The 19,923-nt window shown below is 69.9% G+C and carries 20 protein-coding genes; 10 read left to right on the plus strand and 10 right to left on the minus strand.

Going from position 1 to position 19,923, the window contains the following annotated elements; genetic code table 11:
* The first annotated feature begins 58 nt into the window (after window positions 1-58).
* Window positions 59-979 carry a LysR family transcriptional regulator gene (locus tag ABZ193_RS12185; protein WP_020416232.1) on the plus strand — a complete coding sequence of 307 codons (921 nt, stop codon included), beginning with the start codon at window positions 59-61 and terminating at the stop codon, window positions 977-979.
* Here the strand turns inward: ABZ193_RS12185 and dnaA are convergent.
* Window positions 957-2,570, minus strand: coding sequence for a chromosomal replication initiator protein DnaA (gene dnaA, locus ABZ193_RS12190; protein WP_020416231.1), 1,614 nt, complete (start codon window positions 2,568-2,570; stop codon window positions 957-959). The genes ABZ193_RS12185 and dnaA overlap by 23 nt on opposite strands.
* A gap of 519 nt (window positions 2,571-3,089) precedes the next feature.
* Between dnaA and rpmH the strand changes: the two genes are divergently transcribed.
* The 8 genes from rpmH (at window position 3,090) to ABZ193_RS12230 (ending at window position 8,799) form a co-directional block, all read left to right on the plus strand.
* Window positions 3,090-3,233: a 50S ribosomal protein L34 gene (gene rpmH / locus ABZ193_RS12195; RefSeq protein WP_017985946.1), complete on the plus strand. Its 144-nt coding sequence runs from the start codon at window positions 3,090-3,092 to the stop codon at window positions 3,231-3,233.
* Window positions 3,234-3,255: 22 nt separating this feature from the next.
* A complete protein-coding gene (gene rnpA / locus ABZ193_RS12200; RefSeq protein WP_081617639.1) occupies window positions 3,256-3,675 on the plus strand; it encodes a ribonuclease P protein component in 420 nt (139 codons plus the stop codon).
* Window positions 3,668-3,976 carry a membrane protein insertion efficiency factor YidD gene (yidD, locus tag ABZ193_RS12205; protein WP_027935580.1) on the plus strand — a complete coding sequence of 103 codons (309 nt, stop codon included), beginning with the start codon at window positions 3,668-3,670 and terminating at the stop codon, window positions 3,974-3,976. Before rnpA ends, yidD begins: the two co-directional genes overlap by 8 nt.
* A 4-nt stretch (window positions 3,977-3,980) precedes the next feature.
* Window positions 3,981-5,096, plus strand: a complete 1,116-nt coding sequence (yidC, locus tag ABZ193_RS12210; protein ID WP_020416229.1) for a membrane protein insertase YidC — start codon at window positions 3,981-3,983, stop codon at window positions 5,094-5,096.
* A gap of 29 nt (window positions 5,097-5,125) precedes the next feature.
* Window positions 5,126-5,662, plus strand: coding sequence for a R3H domain-containing nucleic acid-binding protein (locus ABZ193_RS12215; protein ID WP_020416228.1), 537 nt, complete (start codon window positions 5,126-5,128; stop codon window positions 5,660-5,662).
* A 477-nt stretch (window positions 5,663-6,139) separates the two neighbouring features.
* Window positions 6,140-6,796 (plus strand): 16S rRNA (guanine(527)-N(7))-methyltransferase RsmG, encoded by a 657-nt coding sequence (rsmG, locus tag ABZ193_RS12220; RefSeq protein WP_354709838.1) that lies wholly within the window; start codon window positions 6,140-6,142, stop codon window positions 6,794-6,796.
* Between the two features lie 102 nt (window positions 6,797-6,898).
* Complete coding sequence (locus tag ABZ193_RS12225) at window positions 6,899-7,801, plus strand: ParA family protein (protein WP_084506005.1); 903 nt, start codon at window positions 6,899-6,901, stop codon at window positions 7,799-7,801.
* Complete coding sequence (locus ABZ193_RS12230; RefSeq protein WP_020416225.1) at window positions 7,798-8,799, plus strand: ParB/RepB/Spo0J family partition protein; 1,002 nt, start codon at window positions 7,798-7,800, stop codon at window positions 8,797-8,799. Before ABZ193_RS12225 ends, ABZ193_RS12230 begins: the two co-directional genes overlap by 4 nt.
* Window positions 8,800-8,894: 95 nt before the next feature.
* Here ABZ193_RS12230 and ABZ193_RS12235 read toward each other — a convergent pair whose 3' ends face one another.
* Entirely contained in the window at window positions 8,895-9,845 is a 951-nt protein-coding gene (locus tag ABZ193_RS12235; protein WP_354709839.1) for a D-alanine--D-alanine ligase, read from the minus strand.
* Window positions 9,846-9,896: 51 nt separating this feature from the next.
* Complete coding sequence (locus ABZ193_RS12240; RefSeq protein WP_354709841.1) at window positions 9,897-11,210, minus strand: PLP-dependent aminotransferase family protein; 1,314 nt, start codon at window positions 11,208-11,210, stop codon at window positions 9,897-9,899.
* 181 nt (window positions 11,211-11,391) lie between these two features.
* Between ABZ193_RS12240 and ABZ193_RS12245 the strand changes: the two genes are divergently transcribed.
* Window positions 11,392-12,039, plus strand: coding sequence for a GNAT family N-acetyltransferase (locus ABZ193_RS12245; RefSeq protein ID WP_027935576.1), 648 nt, complete (start codon window positions 11,392-11,394; stop codon window positions 12,037-12,039).
* An 80-nt stretch (window positions 12,040-12,119) separates the two neighbouring features.
* Here ABZ193_RS12245 and ABZ193_RS12250 read toward each other — a convergent pair whose 3' ends face one another.
* The 7 genes from ABZ193_RS12250 to murJ all read right to left on the minus strand — a co-directional run bounded on the left by ABZ193_RS12250 (window position 12,120) and on the right by murJ (window position 19,826).
* The gene (locus ABZ193_RS12250) at window positions 12,120-13,253 is read right to left on the minus strand and encodes an N-acetylmuramoyl-L-alanine amidase (protein WP_020416221.1); all 1,134 of its coding nucleotides are present in this window, start codon (window positions 13,251-13,253) and stop codon (window positions 12,120-12,122) included.
* A 202-nt stretch (window positions 13,254-13,455) separates the two neighbouring features.
* Window positions 13,456-13,782: a thioredoxin gene (trxA, locus tag ABZ193_RS12255; protein WP_017985934.1), complete on the minus strand. Its 327-nt coding sequence runs from the start codon at window positions 13,780-13,782 to the stop codon at window positions 13,456-13,458.
* Window positions 13,783-13,813: 31 nt separating this feature from the next.
* On the minus strand, window positions 13,814-14,806 hold the full coding sequence (gene trxB / locus ABZ193_RS12260; RefSeq protein WP_020416220.1) for a thioredoxin-disulfide reductase: 993 nt from the start codon (window positions 14,804-14,806) through the stop codon (window positions 13,814-13,816).
* A gap of 101 nt (window positions 14,807-14,907) precedes the next feature.
* Window positions 14,908-15,678, minus strand: a complete 771-nt coding sequence (locus ABZ193_RS12265) for a hypothetical protein (RefSeq protein ID WP_354709842.1) — start codon at window positions 15,676-15,678, stop codon at window positions 14,908-14,910.
* Window positions 15,675-16,310, minus strand: coding sequence for an RNA polymerase sigma factor SigM (gene sigM, locus ABZ193_RS12270; protein ID WP_027933195.1), 636 nt, complete (start codon window positions 16,308-16,310; stop codon window positions 15,675-15,677). The genes ABZ193_RS12265 and sigM overlap by 4 nt, the downstream gene beginning before the upstream one ends.
* A 10-nt stretch (window positions 16,311-16,320) precedes the next feature.
* Window positions 16,321-17,910, minus strand: a complete 1,590-nt coding sequence (locus ABZ193_RS12275; protein ID WP_020416217.1) for a protein kinase family protein — start codon at window positions 17,908-17,910, stop codon at window positions 16,321-16,323.
* Window positions 17,911-17,990: 80 nt separating this feature from the next.
* Window positions 17,991-19,826 carry a murein biosynthesis integral membrane protein MurJ gene (gene murJ, locus ABZ193_RS12280; protein WP_157358404.1) on the minus strand — a complete coding sequence of 612 codons (1,836 nt, stop codon included), beginning with the start codon at window positions 19,824-19,826 and terminating at the stop codon, window positions 17,991-17,993.
* Between the last annotated feature and the right edge of the window lie 97 nt (window positions 19,827-19,923).

Here is a 19,923-nt window from a genome sequence, read left to right on the forward strand (position 1 = left end):
GCGGACCCGGTGAAGATCCATCGAGACTTCGCGCACGGAACTCTTTAGCCTCCACTACATGATCGACCTCCGGCGCCTGAGCGTCCTCCGGGTACTGGCCGAGCACGGCACCGTCACGGCCGCCGCGGAGGCGCTGCACCTGACCCCGTCGGCGGTCTCGCAGCAACTCCGGTTGCTCGCCAAGGAGGTCGGTGTCGAACTGCTGCGCCGCGATGGGCGGCGCGTCCGGTTGACCCCCGCCGCGGTGGTGTTGCTCGAGCACGCGGATTCGCTGTTCGCGCAATGGGAACGGGCGCGGGCCGACCTGACCGCGGGCGAAGAGGTCGGCGCCGTGCGCATGTGCGGCGTCTCGTCGACGGTCGCCGCGTTGCTCGGTCCTGCGGTCACGCGGCTGCGGCAGGAGCACCCGCGGCTGACGGCGCGCGTAATAGAAGAGGAAAGCGCTGACTGCTACGAGCTGTTGCTCGCCGAGGCGGCCGACATCGCCGTCGTGCTGCCCACGCCCGAAGCGCCGCCCGTCGACGACCCCCGCTTCACGCAGTGGCCGCTCCTCGACGACCCGCAGGACCTCCTCGTCGCCGCCGGACATCCCCTGACTCGGCAGGACGCGGTGGAACTCGCCGACGCCGCGCGTGAACCGTGGATCGTGAAGCCGCGCCACAACGACACGTACACGCTCCTGCAAGCCGCTTGTGCCGCCGCCGGTTTCACGCCGCGCATCGCGCACGAAGCCAAGGAGTGGTTCGCGGTGTCCGCGCTCGTCGCCGCCGGGCTCGGGGTGTGCCTTGTGCCGCGGCTCGCTCCCCTGCCACCGCAGCACGAGGTGGTGCGGATTCCGTTGCGCGGCAACCCGCGTCCGTCGCGGCGCATCGTCGGCTGCGTCCGGCGCGGGAGCGAGGAGCAGTGGCCGATCGCCCGCGCGATCGCGGCGATCGAAGCGGTGTGCGCGGAGCGGGCTACTGACGGGCGCGCTGTTTGATGCGCGCGGTGAGTTCCTGCACCTGGTCGTAGATCCGCCGGCGCTCGGCCATCTCCTTGCGGATCTTCTTGTCCGCGTGCATGACCGTCGTGTGGTCGCGGCCGCCGAACGTCTGCCCGATCTTCGGCAGCGACATGTCCGTCAGCTCGCGGCACAGGTACATCGCGATCTGCCGCGCCGTGGCAAGGGCTTTCGTCTTGCCGGGGCCGCACAGGTCGTCGACCGTCACGTCGAAGAACTCGGCCGTGGTGGCCATGATCGTCGGCGCGCTGATCTCCGGCGCCTGCGAGTCCGGGATCAGGTCGCGCAGCACGATCTCGGCGAGACCGACGTCCACCGGCTGCTGGTTCAGCGACGCGAACGCGGTGACGCGGATGAGCGCGCCCTCCAGTTCGCGGATGTTCGCCTCCACGCGCGAGGCGATGAACTCGAGCACGTCACCCGGCACGGCCAGCCGGTCCTGCGCCGCCTTCTTGCGGAGGATCGCGATGCGCGTCTCCAGTTCGGGCGGCTGGATGTCGGTGATGAGGCCCCACTCGAACCGCGTGCGCAGCCGGTCCTCCAGGGTCTCCAGCCGCTTCGGCGGCCGGTCCGAGGACACCACGATCTGCTTGTTCGAGTTGTGCAGCGTGTTGAAGGTGTGGAAGAACTCCTCCTGAGTACCTTCCTTGCCCTCCAGGAACTGGATGTCGTCGACGAGCAGGATGTCGATGTCCCGGTAGCGCCGCTGGAACGCCACCTTCCGGTCGTCGCGCAGCGAGTTGATGAAGTCGTTGGTGAATTCTTCGGTCGAGACGTAGCGCACGCGCATGCCGGGGAAGAGCCGCTGAGCGTAGTGCCCGACGGCGTGCAGCAGGTGCGTCTTGCCCAGCCCGGATTCGCCCCAGATGAACAGCGGGTTATACGCGCGGGAGGGCGCCTCCGCGACGGCGAACGCGGCCGCGTGCGCGAAGCGGTTGGACGCGCCGATGACGAACGTGTCGAACGTGTACTTCTCGTTGAGCCGCGTCTTCGACGTCTCCGGCTGGGCAGGCGCGGTGTAGGGCTGGCCCGCGCTCGGCTGGCCGGAGAACATCGGCCAGATCTCGTGCGCGGCGGCCAGGGCCTCGCCCTCTTCGTCGACTTCCTCGTCACCGTCGTCCTCGGGCAGGACGGCCTTCACCGGTTCCGGCGGGTGCGCCCGGACCCGCCGCAGCGGCGGGAGCATGCCGTCGTCGAGCGGCGGCATCTTCGGGGGCATCACCGGCGCCTCGGCCGCGGCGACGGGCGCCGTTTCCACCCGGGCGGGTGACGGGTACGGGGCGGGCGGCGGAGGAGGCGGGGTCACCTCGGCGGTGTCGACCTTCACGGCCAGCGAGACGGGACGGCCGAGCCGGCGCGAGAGCGCGTGCGTGATCGGGTCCCGCAGGGCGCGCTCGATCGCTTCCTTGGCGAAGTCACTCGGGGCGGCGAGCAGGGCCGTGCCGTCGAGCAGGCCGATCGGGCGGGTGACTCGCATCCAGGCCCGCTGCTGAGGCGAAAGCGTGCCGTCCGACAGCTCCCGGACCACCTGGTCCCAGACCACGCCCAGATTCAACTGGTGCTCGGACACCGACTTCGTCCCCTCCCCTCGTCACCCCGGACGACCCCACCGACCTCGAAGAACACCCGAGCCGGGCGCCTGGCTCACTCACACGAGCGGCGCCTCGCAGCCCCCTGGTCACCGCGCGCAGCAAGTATCCACAGAGTTGTCCACAACTGTGCACTAATGTACGGCGGCCCGCAGTCACTCCACCTGCGGGTGCGAACCTACGCCAGCCAGAGCCTCCACACCTTCTTACGGCGGCGCCGAGCACCTCGAACGGGTGACCCAAGAGGAGACACGCTAACAAAGGCCCGTGCCGTGCCACAAGGCACCGTGGGAGCCAGGATGGCATGCCTCACGTGGCGTCGCCACTCGGTCCCCCGCTGTGGTTGAGGGGGCCGGTTGCCGGACCGGTGAGCGGGGTGCGTACTCTCGATAAGTCTCCCGCGCGCGACGGGTTTGTTCGCATGCGCGCGATTCGAGACACCCCCGAGCTGATCGGTGGCTCCAGCTTGCCGCCGAGTATGTCGAGACCAGGAGTTAGCAGTGAGCAAGGGTAAGCGCACCTTCCAGCCGAACAACCGTCGACGCGCCCGGACCCACGGCTTCCGGCTGCGGATGCGCACCCGCGCCGGTCGTGCGATCCTGTCGGCCCGTCGTCGCAAGGGCCGCGAGAAGCTGTCCGCCTGATAGCGCCGTTCCGAGGCGCGACGTGCTGCCCCGTGCCGCCCGGTTGCGGCGCAGTGAGGACTTCCGCGAGGTCATGCGCAGGGGTGCTCGGGCAGGTCGGCGCCGCCTCGTGGTGCACGCGGTTCAGTCCACCGACCCGTCCGCGGGAACGCCGCGGGCGGGTTTTGTGGTGAGCAAGGCCGTGGGCAACTCGGTTGTGCGCCACCGGGTGACCCGGCGCCTGCGGCATCTCGTCATGCAGCGCCTCGGAACCGTGCCGCCCGGCAGTTCGTTGGTCGTGAGGGCCCTGCCGCCGGCGGCCACCGCGTCCAGTGCCGAACTCGGTGCCGATCTGGACGCGGCGCTGAAACGGCTGAGCCTGCTCCCGGGCCGCCCATCCGACGGCCCGGCGACACCCCGGCCGGACACGGCCGCGGACATGAGGGGCCACGCCGGTGAATGACGCCAGCACCGATGCACCGCGGAAGGTCGAGCGCCCTGGGCCGGTCGCCCAGGTGTTGTTGCTCCCGCTGCGGTTCTACCGCCGTTTCATCTCGCCCTACCTCCCGCCGAGCTGCCGCTTCTACCCCAGCTGCAGCACGTACGCGGTCGAGGCTCTGACCCGCTTCGGCGCCGCGAAGGGCAGTTACCTCGCCCTCCGACGGCTGCTGCGCTGCGGCCCGTGGACGATGCCCGGCCGCGACCCGGTGCCTGAGGTGTTCTCGTGGCGCCACCAGAGACCTGGTTTGTCAACCGAGGAGTAGCTCAGTGCTCGACTTCATCTACTACCCCGTGTCCTTCATCCTGTGGTGTTGGCACAAGGTCTTCGGGTTCGTCTTCGGGGCCGACAACGCGATCACCTGGCTCCTGGCGATCATCTTCCTGACCTTCACGGTTCGCGGCATCATGTTCAAGCCGTTCGTGAACCAGGTCCGGTCGATGAAGAAGATGCAGGAGTTCGCGCCGGAACTGAAGAAGATTCAGAAGAAGTACGCGAACGACCGCCAGCGCCAGGCGATGGAGATGCAGAAGCTCCAGAAGGAGCACGGCGTCAACCCGCTGGGCAGCTGCCTGCCGATGCTGCTGCAGATCCCGGTGTTCATCGGTCTGAACTGGGTGCTGCGCGCGTTCTCCATCCAGCCCGCGGACGGCAGCCCGAAGACGGAGAACTACTTCTTCGACCAGGCCGGCGTCGAGTCGTACGTGCACGCGAAGCTGTTCGGCGTCAACATCGGCGATGCCATCCACAACGCCTCGATGCTGGGCGGTCAGGGCGGCGGCTGGCACTGGCACGTCGCGCCGGTCGCGATCCCGCTGATGATCCTCGCGTCGGTCCTGACCCACCTGACCGCGCGGCACTCGGCGCAGCGGCAGAACCTGAACCCCGAGGCGATCACGCCGCAGACGCAGATGATGCAGCGGCTGACGATGTACATCTTCCCGCTCGGTGTTCTGGTGTTCGGTGCGTTCTTCCCGATCGGTCTGCTCGTCTACTGGCTGGCGAACAACGGCTGGACCCTGATGCAGCAGCGCCTGGTCTACACGCGCATCGACAAGGAAGAGGCGCAGAAGAAGGCCGAGGCCGCCGAGAAGCGCAACTCGCTGGCGCCGCGCCCGGGTGCGAAGCCGAAGCCGGGCCAGAAGCCGGTCCAGCCGAAGAAGACGGACGACGGTGACGGCGCGGCCGACAAGCCGGCCGCCGACGGCAAGCCGGCCGCCGACGGCAAGGCGACCGGGCAGAAGCCGGGCTCGAAGGCCGGCTCCCCGCACCGCTTCCCGCAGCAGGGGCAACGCCCGCAGAACGGCTCGGCGCAGAAGCGCAAGAAGCCTTCGCAGGGCGGCAAGAACTCAGGACAGAAGGGCTCGGGGCAGAAGCGCCGCTGAGCGCTGGAGCCCGGTGAAAGGAGATGACGATGGCGGAGACGGTCGAAGCGATCGACGCTGACGACGAGGCGCCCGCTGCGGAGGCGACGGGTTCGTCGACGGAGGACCTGCTGGTCCGCGAGGGCGACATCGCGGGCGACTACCTGGAGCGGCTGCTGGACCTGCTCGACTACGACGGGGACATCGACCTCGACGTGGAGAGCGGCCGCGCGATCGTGAGCATCGACGGCGGTGACGATCTGGAGAAGCTGGTCGGCGGACGCGGCCAGGTGCTTGAGGCGCTGCAGGAACTGACGCGGCTCGCGGTGCAGCAGGAGACCGGCACCCGGAGCCGGCTGATGCTCGACATCGCCGGTTGGCGGGCCGGCCGCCGCGCCGAGCTGAGCGAGCTGGGCCGCACGACGGCCGAGACGGTCAAGGCGACGGGCGAGAAGGTGCGGCTGCAGCCGATGAGCCCGTTCGAGCGAAAGGTCGTCCACGACGCGGTGGCCGCGGTGGGCGGCGTCAAGAGCGAAAGCGAAGGCGAGGAGCCCAAGCGGCGTGTCGTGGTGATGCCGGACGCGTAGGCGTTCAGGTTTCTCGGAAGGCGGCCCACTTCGGTGGGCCGCCTTTTTTATGTCCGCGATTTCGAGCGGTGGTTCTTTGGCGGTGGCGACGAGGTGTGCCGCGGTAGGCGCGTCAGAGCGGTGGCTCTTCCTGTGCCCGCAGTCCGATCGGCGGCCCGCTCGCGGCTCGCTGCGAAACGGCCGCGGCGGTGGTACCGCGCGGGTTGGCGGGTCTCGTGGTGGCTCCGCCCGACACGGCGCCGCGCATTGCGCGGACGCGAGACTCTCGGAAGGTTGCTCGCTTCGTGCGGGTCGGGTGGCTCGCGTGCGGGTCGCGTCTATGACTGTGCGTCGGTTTCACGTGGAACCAGCCACTGACACTCCTCGGGCAGTTTCACGTGAAACCGTCCACAGTTGCGGTCCGCCTCCCCGCGATGATGTTCGCGTCGTGGAGAATCGGGGGCGTTGGTCGTTTCACGTGAAACCCGAGGAGTGCTAGTGGTGCCGGTGCCCGACGTGGCGGGGCGAGTGTTCGGCGATGGGCTCGATCAGGCCGTCGCCTTCGCTGAGATGCTCGAGCGGTTCGGCGTCGAGCAGGGGTTGATCGGGCCGCGTGAGGTGGAGCGGCTTTGGGATCGGCACCTGTTGAACTCCGCCGTCGTCGGTGAGCGGATCGCGGACGGCGTCCGGGTGATCGACGTCGGGTCCGGCGCCGGCTTTCCCGGAGTGCCGCTCGCCATCGCGCGGCCGGATCTGGAGGTCGTTCTCGTCGAGCCCATGGCTCGGCGCGCCGACTGGTTGAACGAAGTCGCCGAGACCATCAAACTGGACGTCACCGTCGTCCGCGGCCGGGCGGAGGAGAAGGCACTCCGGGATCGCGTCGGGACCGCGGACGTCGTCACCTCGCGGGCCGTCGCTCCGCTCGCGCGATTGGCGGGCTGGTGCCTCCCCCTCGTCCGGGAGGGTGGCATGATGCTCGCAGTCAAGGGAGCTAGTGCCCGGGACGAAGTTGCCCGTGATGCGAAGGCGGTTGCCCGCGTCGGTGGGGGTGCTCCAACGGTCTCTGAATGCGGGGTCGGCGTGCTCGAAACGCCGACGACCGTGGTGCGGGTGGAGCGCGTACGAAGTGCCCGTCGCCCGCGCCGTGCGGGATGACAGGATGGCGTACTGGATGGCTTGTGGAGGCCAGATCAGCATGATGCGACCCATGTTCCACGTGAAACCAACAGCGTCGATTGCGGAAAGGTGGCTCGGCCGGTGACCCCGCCTGCGTCAGACTGGACCCCCATTGCCGAAGAGGCCGAGCGCGCCGCCCGCGTGCTGCACCCGGAACCCAACTCCCTCCCCCGGCCCGATCAGCGCCGCGTGCTGACCGTCGCCAACCAGAAGGGCGGCGTCGGCAAGACGACCAGCGCCGTCAACCTCGCCGCGGCCCTCGCGGTGCACGGGCTCAAGACCCTCGTCATCGACCTCGACCCGCAGGGCAACGCCAGCACCGCGCTCAACGTGGACCACCGCTCCGGCACCCCCTCCATCTACGACGTCCTCCTCGGCGACCTCCCCCTGGGCGAGGCGATGGCCGTCAGCGAGCAGTCCCCCAACCTGTTCTGCGTTCCCGCGACGATCGACCTCGCCGGCGCCGAGATCGAGCTCGTCGAGATGCCCTCCCGCGAATCGCGGCTGAAGGAGGCGCTCACCGGCGAGGTGGTCGACCAGCTCGGCGTCGATTACGTCTTCATCGACTGCCCGCCCTCGCTCGGCCTCCTCACGGTCAACGCGATGGTCGCCGCCCGCGAGGTGCTCATCCCGATCCAGTGCGAGTACTACGCACTCGAAGGCCTCGGGCAGCTCCTCAGCAACATCGAGCTGGTGCAGAAGCACCTCAACCCCAGCCTCTCCGTCTCGACGATCCTCCTCACCATGTACGACGGCCGCACCAAGCTGGCCGACCAGGTGACTGCCGAGGTGCGCGACCACTTCGGCGACGTCGTCCTCAAGACCGTCATCCCCCGCAACGTGAAGGTGTCCGAGGCGCCCAGCTACGGCCAGACCGTGCTGGCGTACGACCCGGGTTCGCGGGGCGCGATGAGCTACGTCGATGCGGCTCGCGAACTCGCGGAGCGTGGCAGCAGCAACGGATCGAGGAGGGGCACGTTATGACCGAACGCAGGGGTGGCCTGGGGCGTGGCCTGGCCGCGCTGATCCCGACCGGACCGCCCGCAGGCGAGAACACCCCCAGTGCGCCGGCCCGCCCGGAGGCGCCGTCTCGCAACGGTGACAAGGACTGGTTCGCGGCCAACAGCGAGGTCGTCCCCAGCGGTGAGGTGGCCGGCGCCGTCTACCGCGAGATCCCGACGAGCTCGGTCAAGCCCAACCCGAAGCAGCCGCGGCAGGTCTTCGACGAGGACGCCCTCGCCGAGCTGGAGCACTCGATCCGCGAGTTCGGCCTCATGCAGCCGATCGTCGTCCGCGAACTCGGCGGCGGTGAGTACGAGCTCGTCATGGGCGAGCGCCGTCTGCGTGCGTCCCAGCGGGCCGAGCTGGAGAACATCCCGGCCATCGTCCGGCAGACCGCCGACGAAGCGATGCTGCGGGACGCGCTGCTGGAAAACATCCACCGCGTCCAGCTGAACCCGCTCGAAGAGGCGGCCGCCTACCAGCAGCTGCTCGACGAGTTCGAGGTGACGCACGAGGAGCTCGCCTCCCGCATCGGCCGCAGCCGTCCGGTCATCACCAACACCATCCGGCTGCTCAAGCTCCCCCTCCCCGTGCAGCGCCGCGTCGCCGCCGGGGTTCTCTCCGCCGGGCACGCCCGGGCGCTGCTCTCGCTCGAAGATCCGGAGCAGCAGGAGGAGCTCGCGACGCGCATCGTCGCCGAGGGGCTCTCGGTCCGCGCGACCGAGGAGGCGGTGACTCTCAAGAAGAGCGAGGCGCCGGCCAAGCCGAAGGCCGCTCCCCGCAAGGCGATGCAGGCGCCCGGTCTCCAGGATCTGGCGAACCGGCTGTCGGACACCTTCGACACCCGCGTCAAGGTCGACCTCGGCCGCCGGAAGGGGCGCATCGTCGTCGAGTTCGGCTCGATCGACGATCTGGAGCGAATCGTCTCGATCATGGACCCGAATCGGACAAATCAGGCGCTGCGAACCGATGAGGAATGACACCAGGTCGTTTCGTCACGGTGATGATTTGATCTGACAACACTGAGGGCCACCTCCCGCTTGGGAAGGTGGCCCTCAGTGGTTCCGGGGACGTGTCAGGCGGACCGGCGGATCGCCCGCGCGACGAGATCGGTGAACACGGCGCCGAGCGACGTGCCCGCGGTCTCGATCGCCATCGGCACGGTCGACGTCTCGGTGAGGCCCGGCGACGAGTTCACTTCGAGGAACTGGACCGTGCCGTCGGCGGTCACGATCGCGTCGGTCCGCGAGATGTCCCGCAGACCGAGCAGCTTGTGCGCGGCGACGGCCAGTTCGCCGACCGCCTTCGCGGACGCCTCCGGCAGCCGGGCCGGCGCGAAGAAGTCGGTCAGCCCCGCGGTGTAGCGCGAGGTGTAGTCGTAGACACCGCTCTCCGGCACGATCTCCACGGCGGGCAGCGCCTCCGGCTCCCCGTCCCGCTCGACGACCGCCACCGCGACCTCGACGCCCTCGACCAGCCGCTCCGCCAGCACGGTGTCGCCGTACGCGAAGCAGCCCACCATCGCGGCGGGAAGCTCGGCGGCGTCCCGCACGACCTGGGCGCCCAGCGCGGACCCGCCCTGGTCGGGCTTGAGGATCAGCGGCAGGCCCAGGTGGTCGACGATCGCATCCAGCACGCCCTGCGCGCCCAGCTCCCGGAACGTGCTGTGCGGCAGCACGACCCAGTCCGGGGTCGCGTACCCGGCGGCGGACAGCACGGCCTTCGCGGTCGGCTTGTCCCACGCCCGGCGGCACCCGCGCGAGCTGGTGCCCACGTACGGCACCTTCAGCATCTCCAGGACGGTCTGCACCGACCCGTTCTCGCCCTGGCCACCGTGCAGTGCCACGACGGCCGCGTCGGGCCGCTCGGACCGCAACCGGTCGAGCAGGCCCGCGTCGGTGTCCCACTCCTCGACGGTCAGCCCCTGCTCCCGCAGCGCGGCGGACAGCCTGCGGCCGGACCGCAGCGAGACATCGCGTTCATGCGAAAGCCCGCCCGCGAGAACGGCGACGGTCGGCATAACCACGCCGGCACTCTCCTCAATCAACAGTCTAAATAGGACTCAGCAGCGCGGCGATCAGGCCGTGTCCGGCGACGGCGTCTCCGGGCCGGGGATCGCGCGCATGCTGACGTTACCGAACGTGCGCACCAGGTCCATTTCGGACTCGAGCACCGCGGCCAGGCGTCGCACGCCCTCCTTGATCCGCTCGGGCGTCGGGTAGCAGTACGACAACCGCATCTGCCTGCTGCCGAAACCGTCGGCGTAGAAACCGGTTCCGGACGCGTACGCGACCCGGGCGGTGACGGCGCGCGGCAGCATCGCCTTGGTGTCGACACCCTCCGGCACCGTCACCCACACGTAGAAACCGCCGTCCGGGTGCGTCCAGCTGCAGCCGGACGGCAGGTGCTGCTCCAGGGCGGAGAGCATCGCGTCCCGCCGCTCCCGGTAGTTCTCGCGGAAGGTCTTGATCTGGCCCTTCCAGTCGTGCGTGGCCAGGTACCGCGACACGATCATCTGGTTGAGGCTCGGTGGGCACAGCGTGGCCGACTCCGCGGCCAGCACCAGCTTCTCCCGCACCGCGTGCGGCGCCAGGACCCAGCCGACCCGCAGGCCGGAGGCGAACGTCTTGGAGAACGAGCCCAGGTACACGACGTTGTCCGGGTCGAGCGACCGCAGTGCCGGGTAGGTCTGGCCGTCGAAGCCGAGCAGTCCGTACGGGTTGTCCTCGACCACCAGCACGCCGTGCGCCCGGCAGATCGCGAGGATCTCGGCGCGCCGCTCGACCGCGAGCGTCACGCCGGCCGGGTTGTGGAAGTTCGGGATCGTGTAGAGGAACTTGACCCGCTGCCCGGCCTTCTCGGCGGCCGCGAGTGCCTCCCGCAGCGCCTCCGGCACCAGCCCCTGGTCGTCCATCACGACGTGCACAACCTTCGCCTGGTACGCGGCGAACGAGCCCAGCGCGCCCACGTAGGACGGCCCCTCGGCCAGCACGACGTCGCCAGGGTCGCAGAACAGCCGGGTGACCATGTCCAGGCCCATCTGGGAGCCGACGGTCACCACGACGTCGTCGGAGTGCGCGTTGATGCCCTCCATCGCCATGACCTCGCAGATCTGCTCGCGCAGCACCGGCACGCCCTGCGCGGAGCCGTACTGCAGCGCGACCAGGCCGTCCTCCGCGATGATCTCCCCTACCTGCGAAGACAGGCTGTCCAGCGGGAGCGCGGCGAGGTTCGGCATGCCGCCGGCGAGCGAAACCACCTCCGGGCGGCTGGCCACCGCGAAGAGAGCTCGGATCTCCGACGCCGTCATGCCTGCCGTGCGGGCGGCGTAACGGGCGAGGTGGGGATCGAGGTCTCGGCGGCCAGTGTGCTCGGGTGGATTCGCAGTCATCGCACTTCGCTCTGTCGAATGGTCAGTTTCCCGAGTGTAACCACTCGTCCTTGTGATATTCCCGGCCTTCCGGCGCGGGTCACAGACGCCTATCCTCAAATGCGGCCGAGCAGGCTGCGGCGGTACGCCACGCCCTGCTCCACGTCGGGCCGGCCGCCGCGAAATCCGGGGAGGGGATCAGGTGTCGCGTCGAGTCGTGGGCGTCACCCTCGACAACCTGGAACACCTGCCCAAGAACTGCCGCCGGTGCGTGTACTGGGAGCTCGCGCCGCACCTGCGCGCGCAGGCGGAGGAGTTCGGCCAGACCGAGGTCGAGAAGGAGGCCTGGGTCTCCTCGGTGCTGCTGGAGTGGGGCTCCTGCGGCCGCATCATCTACAGCGACTCGCTGCCCGTCGGGTTCGTGTTGTACGCCCCGCCGAACCTGGTGCCGCGCTCGGTCGCCTTCCCCACGTCCCCGCCCAGCGCGGACGCGGTGCTGCTGACGAGCTTCCAGGTGCTGCCCGAGTTCCGCGGTGGCGGGCTGGGCCGCACGCTCATCCAGGCGGTCGCCAAGGACATGACGCGCCGCGGTGTGCGTGCGATCGAGGCGTTCGGCGACGCGAGCCCGGACGACGCCGACAACGAGCTGCTGGGGCACACCTGCGTGGTCCCGGCCGACTTCCTCACCGCGGTCGGGTTCAAGACCGTGCGCCCGCACCCCAAGTGGCCCAGGCTGCGCCTGGAGATCCGGTCGGCGCTGTCCTGGAAGGAAGACGTCGAAGCGGCGCTGGAGCGGCTCCTCGGCCAGGTGACCATCACCACAGCCGAACCCAGCACAGCCCGCGCGTAGACGGAGTTATCCACAGAAACGGTCCACAAGGCAGCAGTTGTCCACAGGTTTCTGTGGACAACTGCTGTGAACGAGTGGGCTTATTCGGCCTTCGCCAGCTCGTGGGCGAGCACGTCGGCGAACGTGAACGTGCCGGTCGGCTGGTCGCCCTCACCGAGCAGGTACAGGCGCTTGACGGCGATCAGGATGCCCTCGGCGACGATGTCGCGGAACGCCGGGTCGGACAGCTTCGCCCGGTCGCCGGGGTTGCTCAGGTAGCCGATTTCCATCCGCACCGCAGGGCACCGCGTCAGCCGTAGGATGTCCCAGGTCTTGGCGTGCGTCCGGCAGTCCAGCAGACCGGTGCGGGCGGCCACCTCGCGCTGCAGGTAGCCGGCCAGCAGCTCACCCACCGTCGACGTGGTGCCCAGGCCGTTGCCCCAGTGGAACGAGGCGACGCCCTGCGCGTGCGGCGAGGAGTTGCGGTCGCAGTGCAGCGACAGGAACAGGTCGGCGCCCGCGTTGTTGGCGAACGCGGCGCGCTCCGCCTCCGCAGGCCCGGTGTCCGGGCCACGCGAGATCAGCGCCTCCATGCCGGTGGCCTTCATCCGGCCTTCCAGACGGCGCGCCAGGTCCCACACGATGTCGGCCTCGCGCAGGCCGCCGATCTCCACACCCGGGTCGGCGCCGCCGTGACCGGGGTCGATGACGATCCGCTTGCCACGCAGCCGCGGCCCGGACTGGCGGACCTGCTCCTGCTCGCGCAGCAGCACCGGGCGGCCACCACGGGCACGCGGGGAGAGCTGCCGCAGCGCGCGCACGGTCGCCGGGCCGCAGATGCCGTCGATGACCAGGCCGTAGTCGCGCTGGAAGTTGCGCAGTGCGTGCTCGGTCTTCGGGCCGAACATGCCGTCCGGGCGGCCGGCGTCGTAGCCCAGCTCGGTCAGCCGGTCCTGCAGCGCGAACACGTCGTCGCCGTGCACCGGCGAGGAGATCAGGTAGGCCAGCGGCCTGCTGCCAAGGTGGAAGGTCGCGCCGCGCAGCACGTGGTAGGTGGCCGGGCCGACGACGCCGTCGATGAGCAGCCCTCGGCGCTGCTGGAACCCGCGGACGGCCCGTTCGACCTCGTGGTCGAACAGGTTGCCGGCATCCGGCCGGAGCAGACCGATCGAGGCCAGCATCGACCTGATCTCAGCGACGTCGTCCCCGACGTCGCCGCGGCGGAGCACCCGCATGCACTCCTCGCTCTTTCCTTGGGCATCGATCAAAAACCGATGCGGCACAAACAGTCTCGGGCTAACCTCGGGTACCCATTCTGCCCTGAGGACTCTCCGTGACCGCGTAGGGCCGGTCGGTGCGTCATCCGGGCGGGTGAGCATGGAAAAACCCGGGGGCCGTCCGTAGAAGACGTTTACCCCCGGGTCCGGGTTGCCTTCGTCAGGCGAGAACGTCGGACAGATCCGACAGCAGCGCGGCCTTCGGCTTGGCGCCGACGATCTGCTTCACCGGCTTGCCGCCCTGGAACAGGATCAGCGTCGGGATCGACATGACCTGGTAGTCGCGGGCGGTGCCCGGGTTCTCGTCGATGTCCAGCTTCGCGACGGTCAGCTTGTCCTTGTGCTCGGCGGCGATCTCCTCGAGCACCGGGGCGACCATCTTGCACGGCCCGCACCAGGTCGCCCAGAAGTCGACCAGGACCGGCTTGTCGCTGGTCAGAACGTCGTCGGCGAAGGACTTATCGGTCACCTTGACGGTGTCGGACATTTCATCTCCCTACTTGGTACGAGCTTGGAGTTCAGTTCGCGGAGCCGTAGCCGCCGCCCACCAGTTCGGGCGCGATCTCGGCTTCGGGGTTGCCGGCGTGCTCGGCCAGCCAGCGCTCGGCGTCGATGGCCGCGGAGCAGCCCGAGCCTGCGGCGGTGATGGCCTGCCGGTAGGTGTGGTCGACCAGGTCGCCCGCGGCGAAGACGCCCGGCAGGTTGGTGTAGGAGGTGCGGCCCTTGGTCAGGACGTAACCCTCGGCGTCCAGCTCGACCTGGCCCTTGACCAGCTCGCTGCGCGGGTCGTGGCCGATCGCGACGAAGAAGCCGGTGACGTCGAGCACCGACTCCTCGCCGGTGACGGTGTCCTTGAGCTTCAGGCCGGACACGGTGGTGTCGCCCAGCACCTCGACGACCTGCTTGTTCAGCGCCCACTTGATCTTCTCGTTCGCGCGGGCGCGCTCGAGCATGATCTTGGAGGCGCGGAACTCCTCGCGCCGGTGCACGATCGTCACCGACCGGGCGAACTTGGTCAGGAAGGTGGCCTCCTCCATGGCGGAGTCGCCACCGCCGAGCACGGCGATGTCCTGGTCGCGGAAGAAGAAGCCGTCACAGGTCGCGCACGCCGAGACACCGCGGCCGAGCAGCTCCTGCTCACCGGGCACGTTGAGGTAGCGCGCGGCCGAACCCATGGCGAGGACGACGGCCTTGGCCGCGTAGCGCGTGCCGTGGGCGGTGACGTACTTGACGTCGCCCTCCAGCTCGAGCTTCTCCACGTCCTCGGCGCGCAGCTCCGCGCCGAAGCGCTCGGCCTGCTTGCGCATCTCCTCCATCAGGTCCGGGCCCTGGATGCCGTCCCGGAAGCCGGGGTAGTTCTCGACCTCGGTGGTGGTCATGAGCGCGCCGCCGAACTGGGAACCCTCGAACACCAGCGGTTCGAGCTGGGCACGCGCGGCGTACACCGCGGCCGTGTACCCGGCCGGACCCGACCCCACGATGATGAGGTTCCGAACGTTTTCCGCTGCCACCCGTAGACCTCCGCTCGTCGTGACCTGCGTACCAGGCTCAACACGATCGTAGGGTCCAGTGTTCCCGGCGTGACACGGCTCGCCCGTGACGTGGAACGCGCTTACCCGATCACCTTGTCCAAGAGCACCCCGGCGTTGCCCGCGCCGCAGGTCGGGGCGAACGCGACCAGCCGGAACTTCGCCAGCTGACCGGTGGTCAGCAGGGTCAGCACGGCCGGCTGCCCGTCGATCGAGCCCTGGCGGACGCCGATCGGCTTGGCGGTGTCGGCGAAGCCGGCGGCGGTCAGGCACGTCTGCAGCGCGTCCGCGTTGCCCAGCGGTCCGTAGTCGAACGTGCCCTGCATCTGGCCGACCGCGCTCGCGGCCTGGTCGCTGCGCAGGTTCAGCGGCGGCTGCGGCGCGCTCTGACCCGGCGGGGGCGCGGCCACGTTGCTGCCCGGCGACGGCGACGTGCCACCCGGGATGGCGATCGCGACGGCGGCCACCGCGGCGGCGGCCACGGCCACCACCCCGCTGATCCAGCCGATGCGCTTGTTGCGGCGACGGCGGGCCGCGTCCAGGCTCACCACCGGCGCCACGCCCGGCTGCTGCTGCTGCTGCGGGAACGCGCGGCGCGACTCCTCGGCGATCGCGGCGTCCAGGCGGGCCGCGAACTCGGCCGGCATCGGCGGGACGTCCGCGCTCAGCTCAGCCAGGTCGGCGGTGGTCGCCTCCAGCGCCTCGATGATCGCGCGTGCCTCGGGATCGGCCTGCACCAGCGGCCACAGGCGGGCGGCTTCGTCGTCGTCCAGGACGCCGGCGTGCAGGTCCGCGAGCAGGTCGACAGACCAGGGCGGGCCGGCGGCCTCGATCCCCCGACTCTCGTCTGTCATCGTCCCTCCCTCTCGCGCTGTGCCCCAGACCGGCCGCCGCGCTCCCGTTTGCTTTCGGGAGTTGGGACGTTCGCTAATGCATCCGGGTTCCGGAGATGGCCGAGAACTTTGGCGAGTTTGGCGCGGCCGCGGGCGCAGCGGCTCTTCACCGTGCCCTCCGCGATGCCGAGCATCTTCGCGGTCTCGCTGACCGAGTACCCCTCGACGTCGACCAGCACGATCGGCATCCGCTGGTCCTCCGGCAGCTGCGCGAGCGCCTCCTTGATGACCAGCCGGGTCTCCCGGTCGGCCATCGAGTCCCGCGGCGTGGCCGGCTCGTTCACGCCGGTCTCCGGCAGCGGCACCGTCGGACGGGCCTGCCTGCGCCGGACCCGGTCCAGGCAGGCGTTCACCACGATCCGGTGCAACCAGGTGGTGACCTGGGATTCCGCGCGGAAGTTCGCGGCGGCGCGGAAGGCGGAGATGAAGGCGTCCTGCAGGGCGTCGGCGGCTTCCTCGGGGTCGCGCAGGGTGCGCAGGGCCACCGCCCACATGCGGTCCCGATGCCGCCGGACCAGTTCGCTGAACGCGTGCGGATCCCCCGACGCGTGCGCCGCGATGAGGTCGGCGTCCGTTGGTGCAGCTGCGGTCACCCGCAGCACCCTACTGGGCGGGGAGGAAGGTCAATTCGCCTATCTGGGACTGGTAGCCCTTGTCCGTGTCACTCAGCTGAGTGATCCAGATGATCACGTACTGCCCCTGCTGGGGCTGCGGAAGGGTGATGTCGGTGGTCTGCCCGTTCAACGTGGCCGTGCCGATCACGCGGGTGTCGGCCAGCTCCGGGTTGCGCGAATCGGCCAGCCGGACCTCGATCGAGGTGCCCGGGCTGTCCGCGGCCACCGTGATCTTCGCCAGGTTGATCGGCTTGTCGAAGCTCGCCAGCAGCCCGACGCCCTCCTTGATGGCCGGGAACTGCTGCCGGTACTGGTCGGTCCGCCAGATCGTGGTGGGGTCGCCGTCCACGGTGTTGCGGGCCCGGCTGGTGTTGTCGCCGTTGCCGTCCGGGTTGTAGACCGTGACGCTCTCCGGGCCGACCGCGGCGCCGATCTGCGCCTGCCCGCCGGGCGACGGCGGCGGGTTCGGCGACGGGTTGACCGGGGCCGACGCGGACGCCGTCGGGGTCGGGTTGGCCACGTTGATCGGCGGGCCGCCCGAGCTGGGATCGTCCTGGAAGAAGCTGATCGCCAGCATGCCGAGCCAGGCCAGGATCGCGACCGCGGCGACGACCAGCACGGTGACGCCGAGCGCCAGCTTTCGCCGCCGCGCGCGGTCCTTGACCGGCTTCTTCGTCGTCCAGATCGTGCCGTCGCCGTCGGCCTCCATCTGGGCCTTGATCAGCTGCGTCCGCTCCTCGGCCTCGGCGGCCATCTCCAGCGCGCGCACGATCGCGGCGCTGGTGCGGATGCCGCCAGGGCCGCCGTCCTCGACCGTGCGGACCGCCAGCGACGACAGCTCCTGCGGCACCGACGGCTGCAGCGAGCGCGGCGGCACGAGCCGTCCGTTCGGGGCGTGCGGCGCGGCCGGGATCGCGGCCGGCCCGCCCGGCAGCGGCCAGCGGCCGGTGAGCAGCAGGTACAGGATCCCGCCGATGGCCTTCACGTCGTCGCGCAGCGTCGCGTCCGGCAGCGGGCCGGGGAACGCCAGGCGGAGCGAGCCTTCGGTGGTCAGGCGCAGGCGCTGCGGGTGGTCCAGGCCGAGCACGAGACCGGAGTGGTGGGCCCGCTCGACGGCCTCGGCGAGCCGCTGGACCATCCGGGCCGCGGCGAGCGGCTGGACCGGGCGGTCGGCGACCAGATCGATCAGGTCGGTGCCCTTGGTCCACTCGGTGACCACGACGCCCAGCAGGCCCTCACCGGAGGTGATGCCGTTGCCGAGGGTGAGCACGTCGAGCACCCTGGCGACCGCTTCGTGGTTGAACTTGGCGGCGTGCGTGGCGCGTTCGAGGGTCTTGCGGGCCTGACGTGCGGCTTCGGCGTCCGCGGGGTCGCCGACGAGCAGCGTCAGCGCGACGTCCCGCCGCAGCTGGCCGTCCCGCGCACGCCACAGGTGGGCGCCCGCCCGCTCGTCGATGCCGAACTGGGCGAGCAACCGGTACCGGCCGTCTCCGACCACGCTGCCCGGCGCGAGGGAGCCTCCCCTCGCGCGGACACCCGTCCGGATCGGACCGGACTGCTCGCTCCGCTTCTCGTTCACCCCACGCTCTCTTTCCCGCGCCCTGTGGTCGAGGGTACGTGAACACACGGGGTGAGACAGGGTTATCCGTGAGTGGTTCGTTACCCGCGCTTGATCAATCGGGTGATTCTCTTCGTGGCCGGCGACAGCTCGTCCACCCTGAGCAGCGCCAGTACGCCGAACGACACACCGAGGCCGACGATGCCCTGCAGGATCAGCTTGATCCACGCGGTCAGCCGCTCGCCGAAGTCCGGGACCACCCAGCCGACCGCGACCGCGGCCAGCACACCCAGCCCGCTCGCCACGACGGTGAACAGGATGACGCCGAGCACGCGCTTGCTGCGCAGGTTGCCCAGGCTGACCCACAGCCAGACCTGGCCCATGATCGCGCCGACCACGAACGTCAGCGAGTTGACCATCATCGCGCCCAGCACGATGTTCTGGTCCGACAGCAGCACCGGGCACAGGTACAGCAGCGGGATCTTGACCAGGGTCATCACGACCATGATCAGCGTCGGCGTGCGGGCGTCCTTCATCGCGTAGAACACCCGCAGCTGCAGCATCACCAGCGCGTACGGCAGCAGGCCGAACGCCGAGATGGCCAGTGCCTCACCCAGCCGCGACGCGTCCGCGGTCGAGTTCTCCCCGCCGCTGAACAACGCCACACCGACCGAGGTGCCGATCACCGACATCACCGCGGCGATCGGCACGAGCATCACCGTCGAGATGCGGGAGGCGTAGGACAGGTCGGCGACCACCTTGCGGGTGTCGCCGTCGGCGGCGTTGCGCGACAGCCGCGGCATGATCGCGGTGAGCAGCGAGACGCCGATGACGCCGTACGGCAGCTGGAACAGCAGCCAGGCGTTCGAGTAGATCGTCACACCGCCCGGGTCACCGCTGGTCAGCACGCGGGTGTTGACGGTGAAGCCGATCTGGCTGACCGCGACGTAGCCGAGGATCCACAGCGCGAGGCCGCCGAACTCCTTCATGCGCTTGTCGATGCCCCAGCGCCACTTGAACCGGAACCCGCTGCGCAGCAGCGGCGGCACCAGCATGATCGCCTGCACGACGATGCCCATGGTCACGCCGATGCCCAGCAGCAGCAGCTTCGGCTGGCTCATCTCGACCGGGTTGAACGTGATCTCGCCGGGGGTGAGCATGAACACGGCCAGCGTGAAGATCACGACAAGGTTGTTCACCACCGGCGCCCAGGCCGGCGGCCCGAAGATCTGCTTGGCGTTGAGGATCGCCGAGAGCAGCGCGAACAGGCCGTAGAACAGGATCTCCGGCAGCAGCAGCCTGGCGAACGCCGTGGTCAGGTCCGAGCTGGTCTTGCCCGGTTCGCCGTCCAGGTAGAGCGAGGTCAGCCACGGCGCGGCGGCCACCGCGACCACCGTGCCGATCACCAGCAGCACGAACGCCACCGTCAGCATGCGCTGGGTGTAGGCCAGGCCGCCGTCCTTGTCGTCCTGCGACCGCACCAGCAGCGGCACCACCACACTGCTCAGGACGCCGCCGAGCAGCAGCTCGAAGACGATGTTGGGCAGCGTGTTGGCGATGTTGAACGAGTCGTTCACCACGCCGGTGCCCACGGCCCAGACCAGCATGATCTTCCAGAGGAACCCGGTGATCCGGCTGATCAGGGACGCGATGGCGATCCGGCTGCTGGACTTCGCCAGCGACGGCGCGGCCGGCTTCTCCGGCGCCTCGACGGGCGCGTGGAAGCCGGTGGCGTCCAGGCCGGGACCCTCGCCGAACGAGGTGGACGGCGACGCCGTGATGCGTGGCATCATCCGCGTCGCCAGCGCGTCGTAGGGCCGCAGCACGTCCGGGTCGGCCACCGGCCAGCGGTTGCCGCCCTGCACGCCGCTGATCCGCGGGATCAGCATGGTCGCGTCGGGGTCGTTCGGCGGCAGCGGCGGCGCGCCGAACGGCATGCTGTCCTGGTGGCGCTGCCGCTCCTGCCGCCACGGCCGGACCGGCTGGCGGCGGTCCACACGGCGTAACTCCCGTCACCACCTTGTGGTTGGGGGT

The sequence above is a fragment of the Amycolatopsis sp. NPDC006125 genome (genome assembly GCF_040614195.1).
Classification (GTDB): Bacteria; Actinomycetota; Actinomycetes; order Mycobacteriales; family Pseudonocardiaceae; genus Amycolatopsis_E; species Amycolatopsis_E tucumanensis.

Bases quoted from the DNA above. Each gene is read 5' to 3' on its own strand.
- ABZ193_RS12185 (WP_020416232.1), top strand. From the start codon at position 59: ATGATCGACCTCCGGCGCCTGAGCGTCCTCCGGGTACTGGCCGAGCAC.
- ABZ193_RS12215 (WP_020416228.1), top strand. From the start codon at position 5,126: ATGGCGGAGACGGTCGAAGCGATCGACGCTGACGACGAGGCGCCCGCT.
- ABZ193_RS12230 (WP_020416225.1), top strand. From the start codon at position 7,798: ATGACCGAACGCAGGGGTGGCCTGGGGCGTGGCCTGGCCGCGCTGATC.
- ABZ193_RS12240 (WP_354709841.1), bottom strand. From the start codon at position 11,210: ATGACTGCGAATCCACCCGAGCACACTGGCCGCCGAGACCTCGATCCC.
- ABZ193_RS12250 (WP_020416221.1), bottom strand. From the start codon at position 13,253: ATGCGGGTGCTCCGCCGCGGCGACGTCGGGGACGACGTCGCTGAGATC.
- trxA (WP_017985934.1), bottom strand. From the start codon at position 13,782: ATGTCCGACACCGTCAAGGTGACCGATAAGTCCTTCGCCGACGACGTT.
- ABZ193_RS12265 (WP_354709842.1), bottom strand. From the start codon at position 15,678: ATGACAGACGAGAGTCGGGGGATCGAGGCCGCCGGCCCGCCCTGGTCT.
- murJ (WP_157358404.1), bottom strand. From the start codon at position 19,826: ATGCCGTTCGGCGCGCCGCCGCTGCCGCCGAACGACCCCGACGCGACC.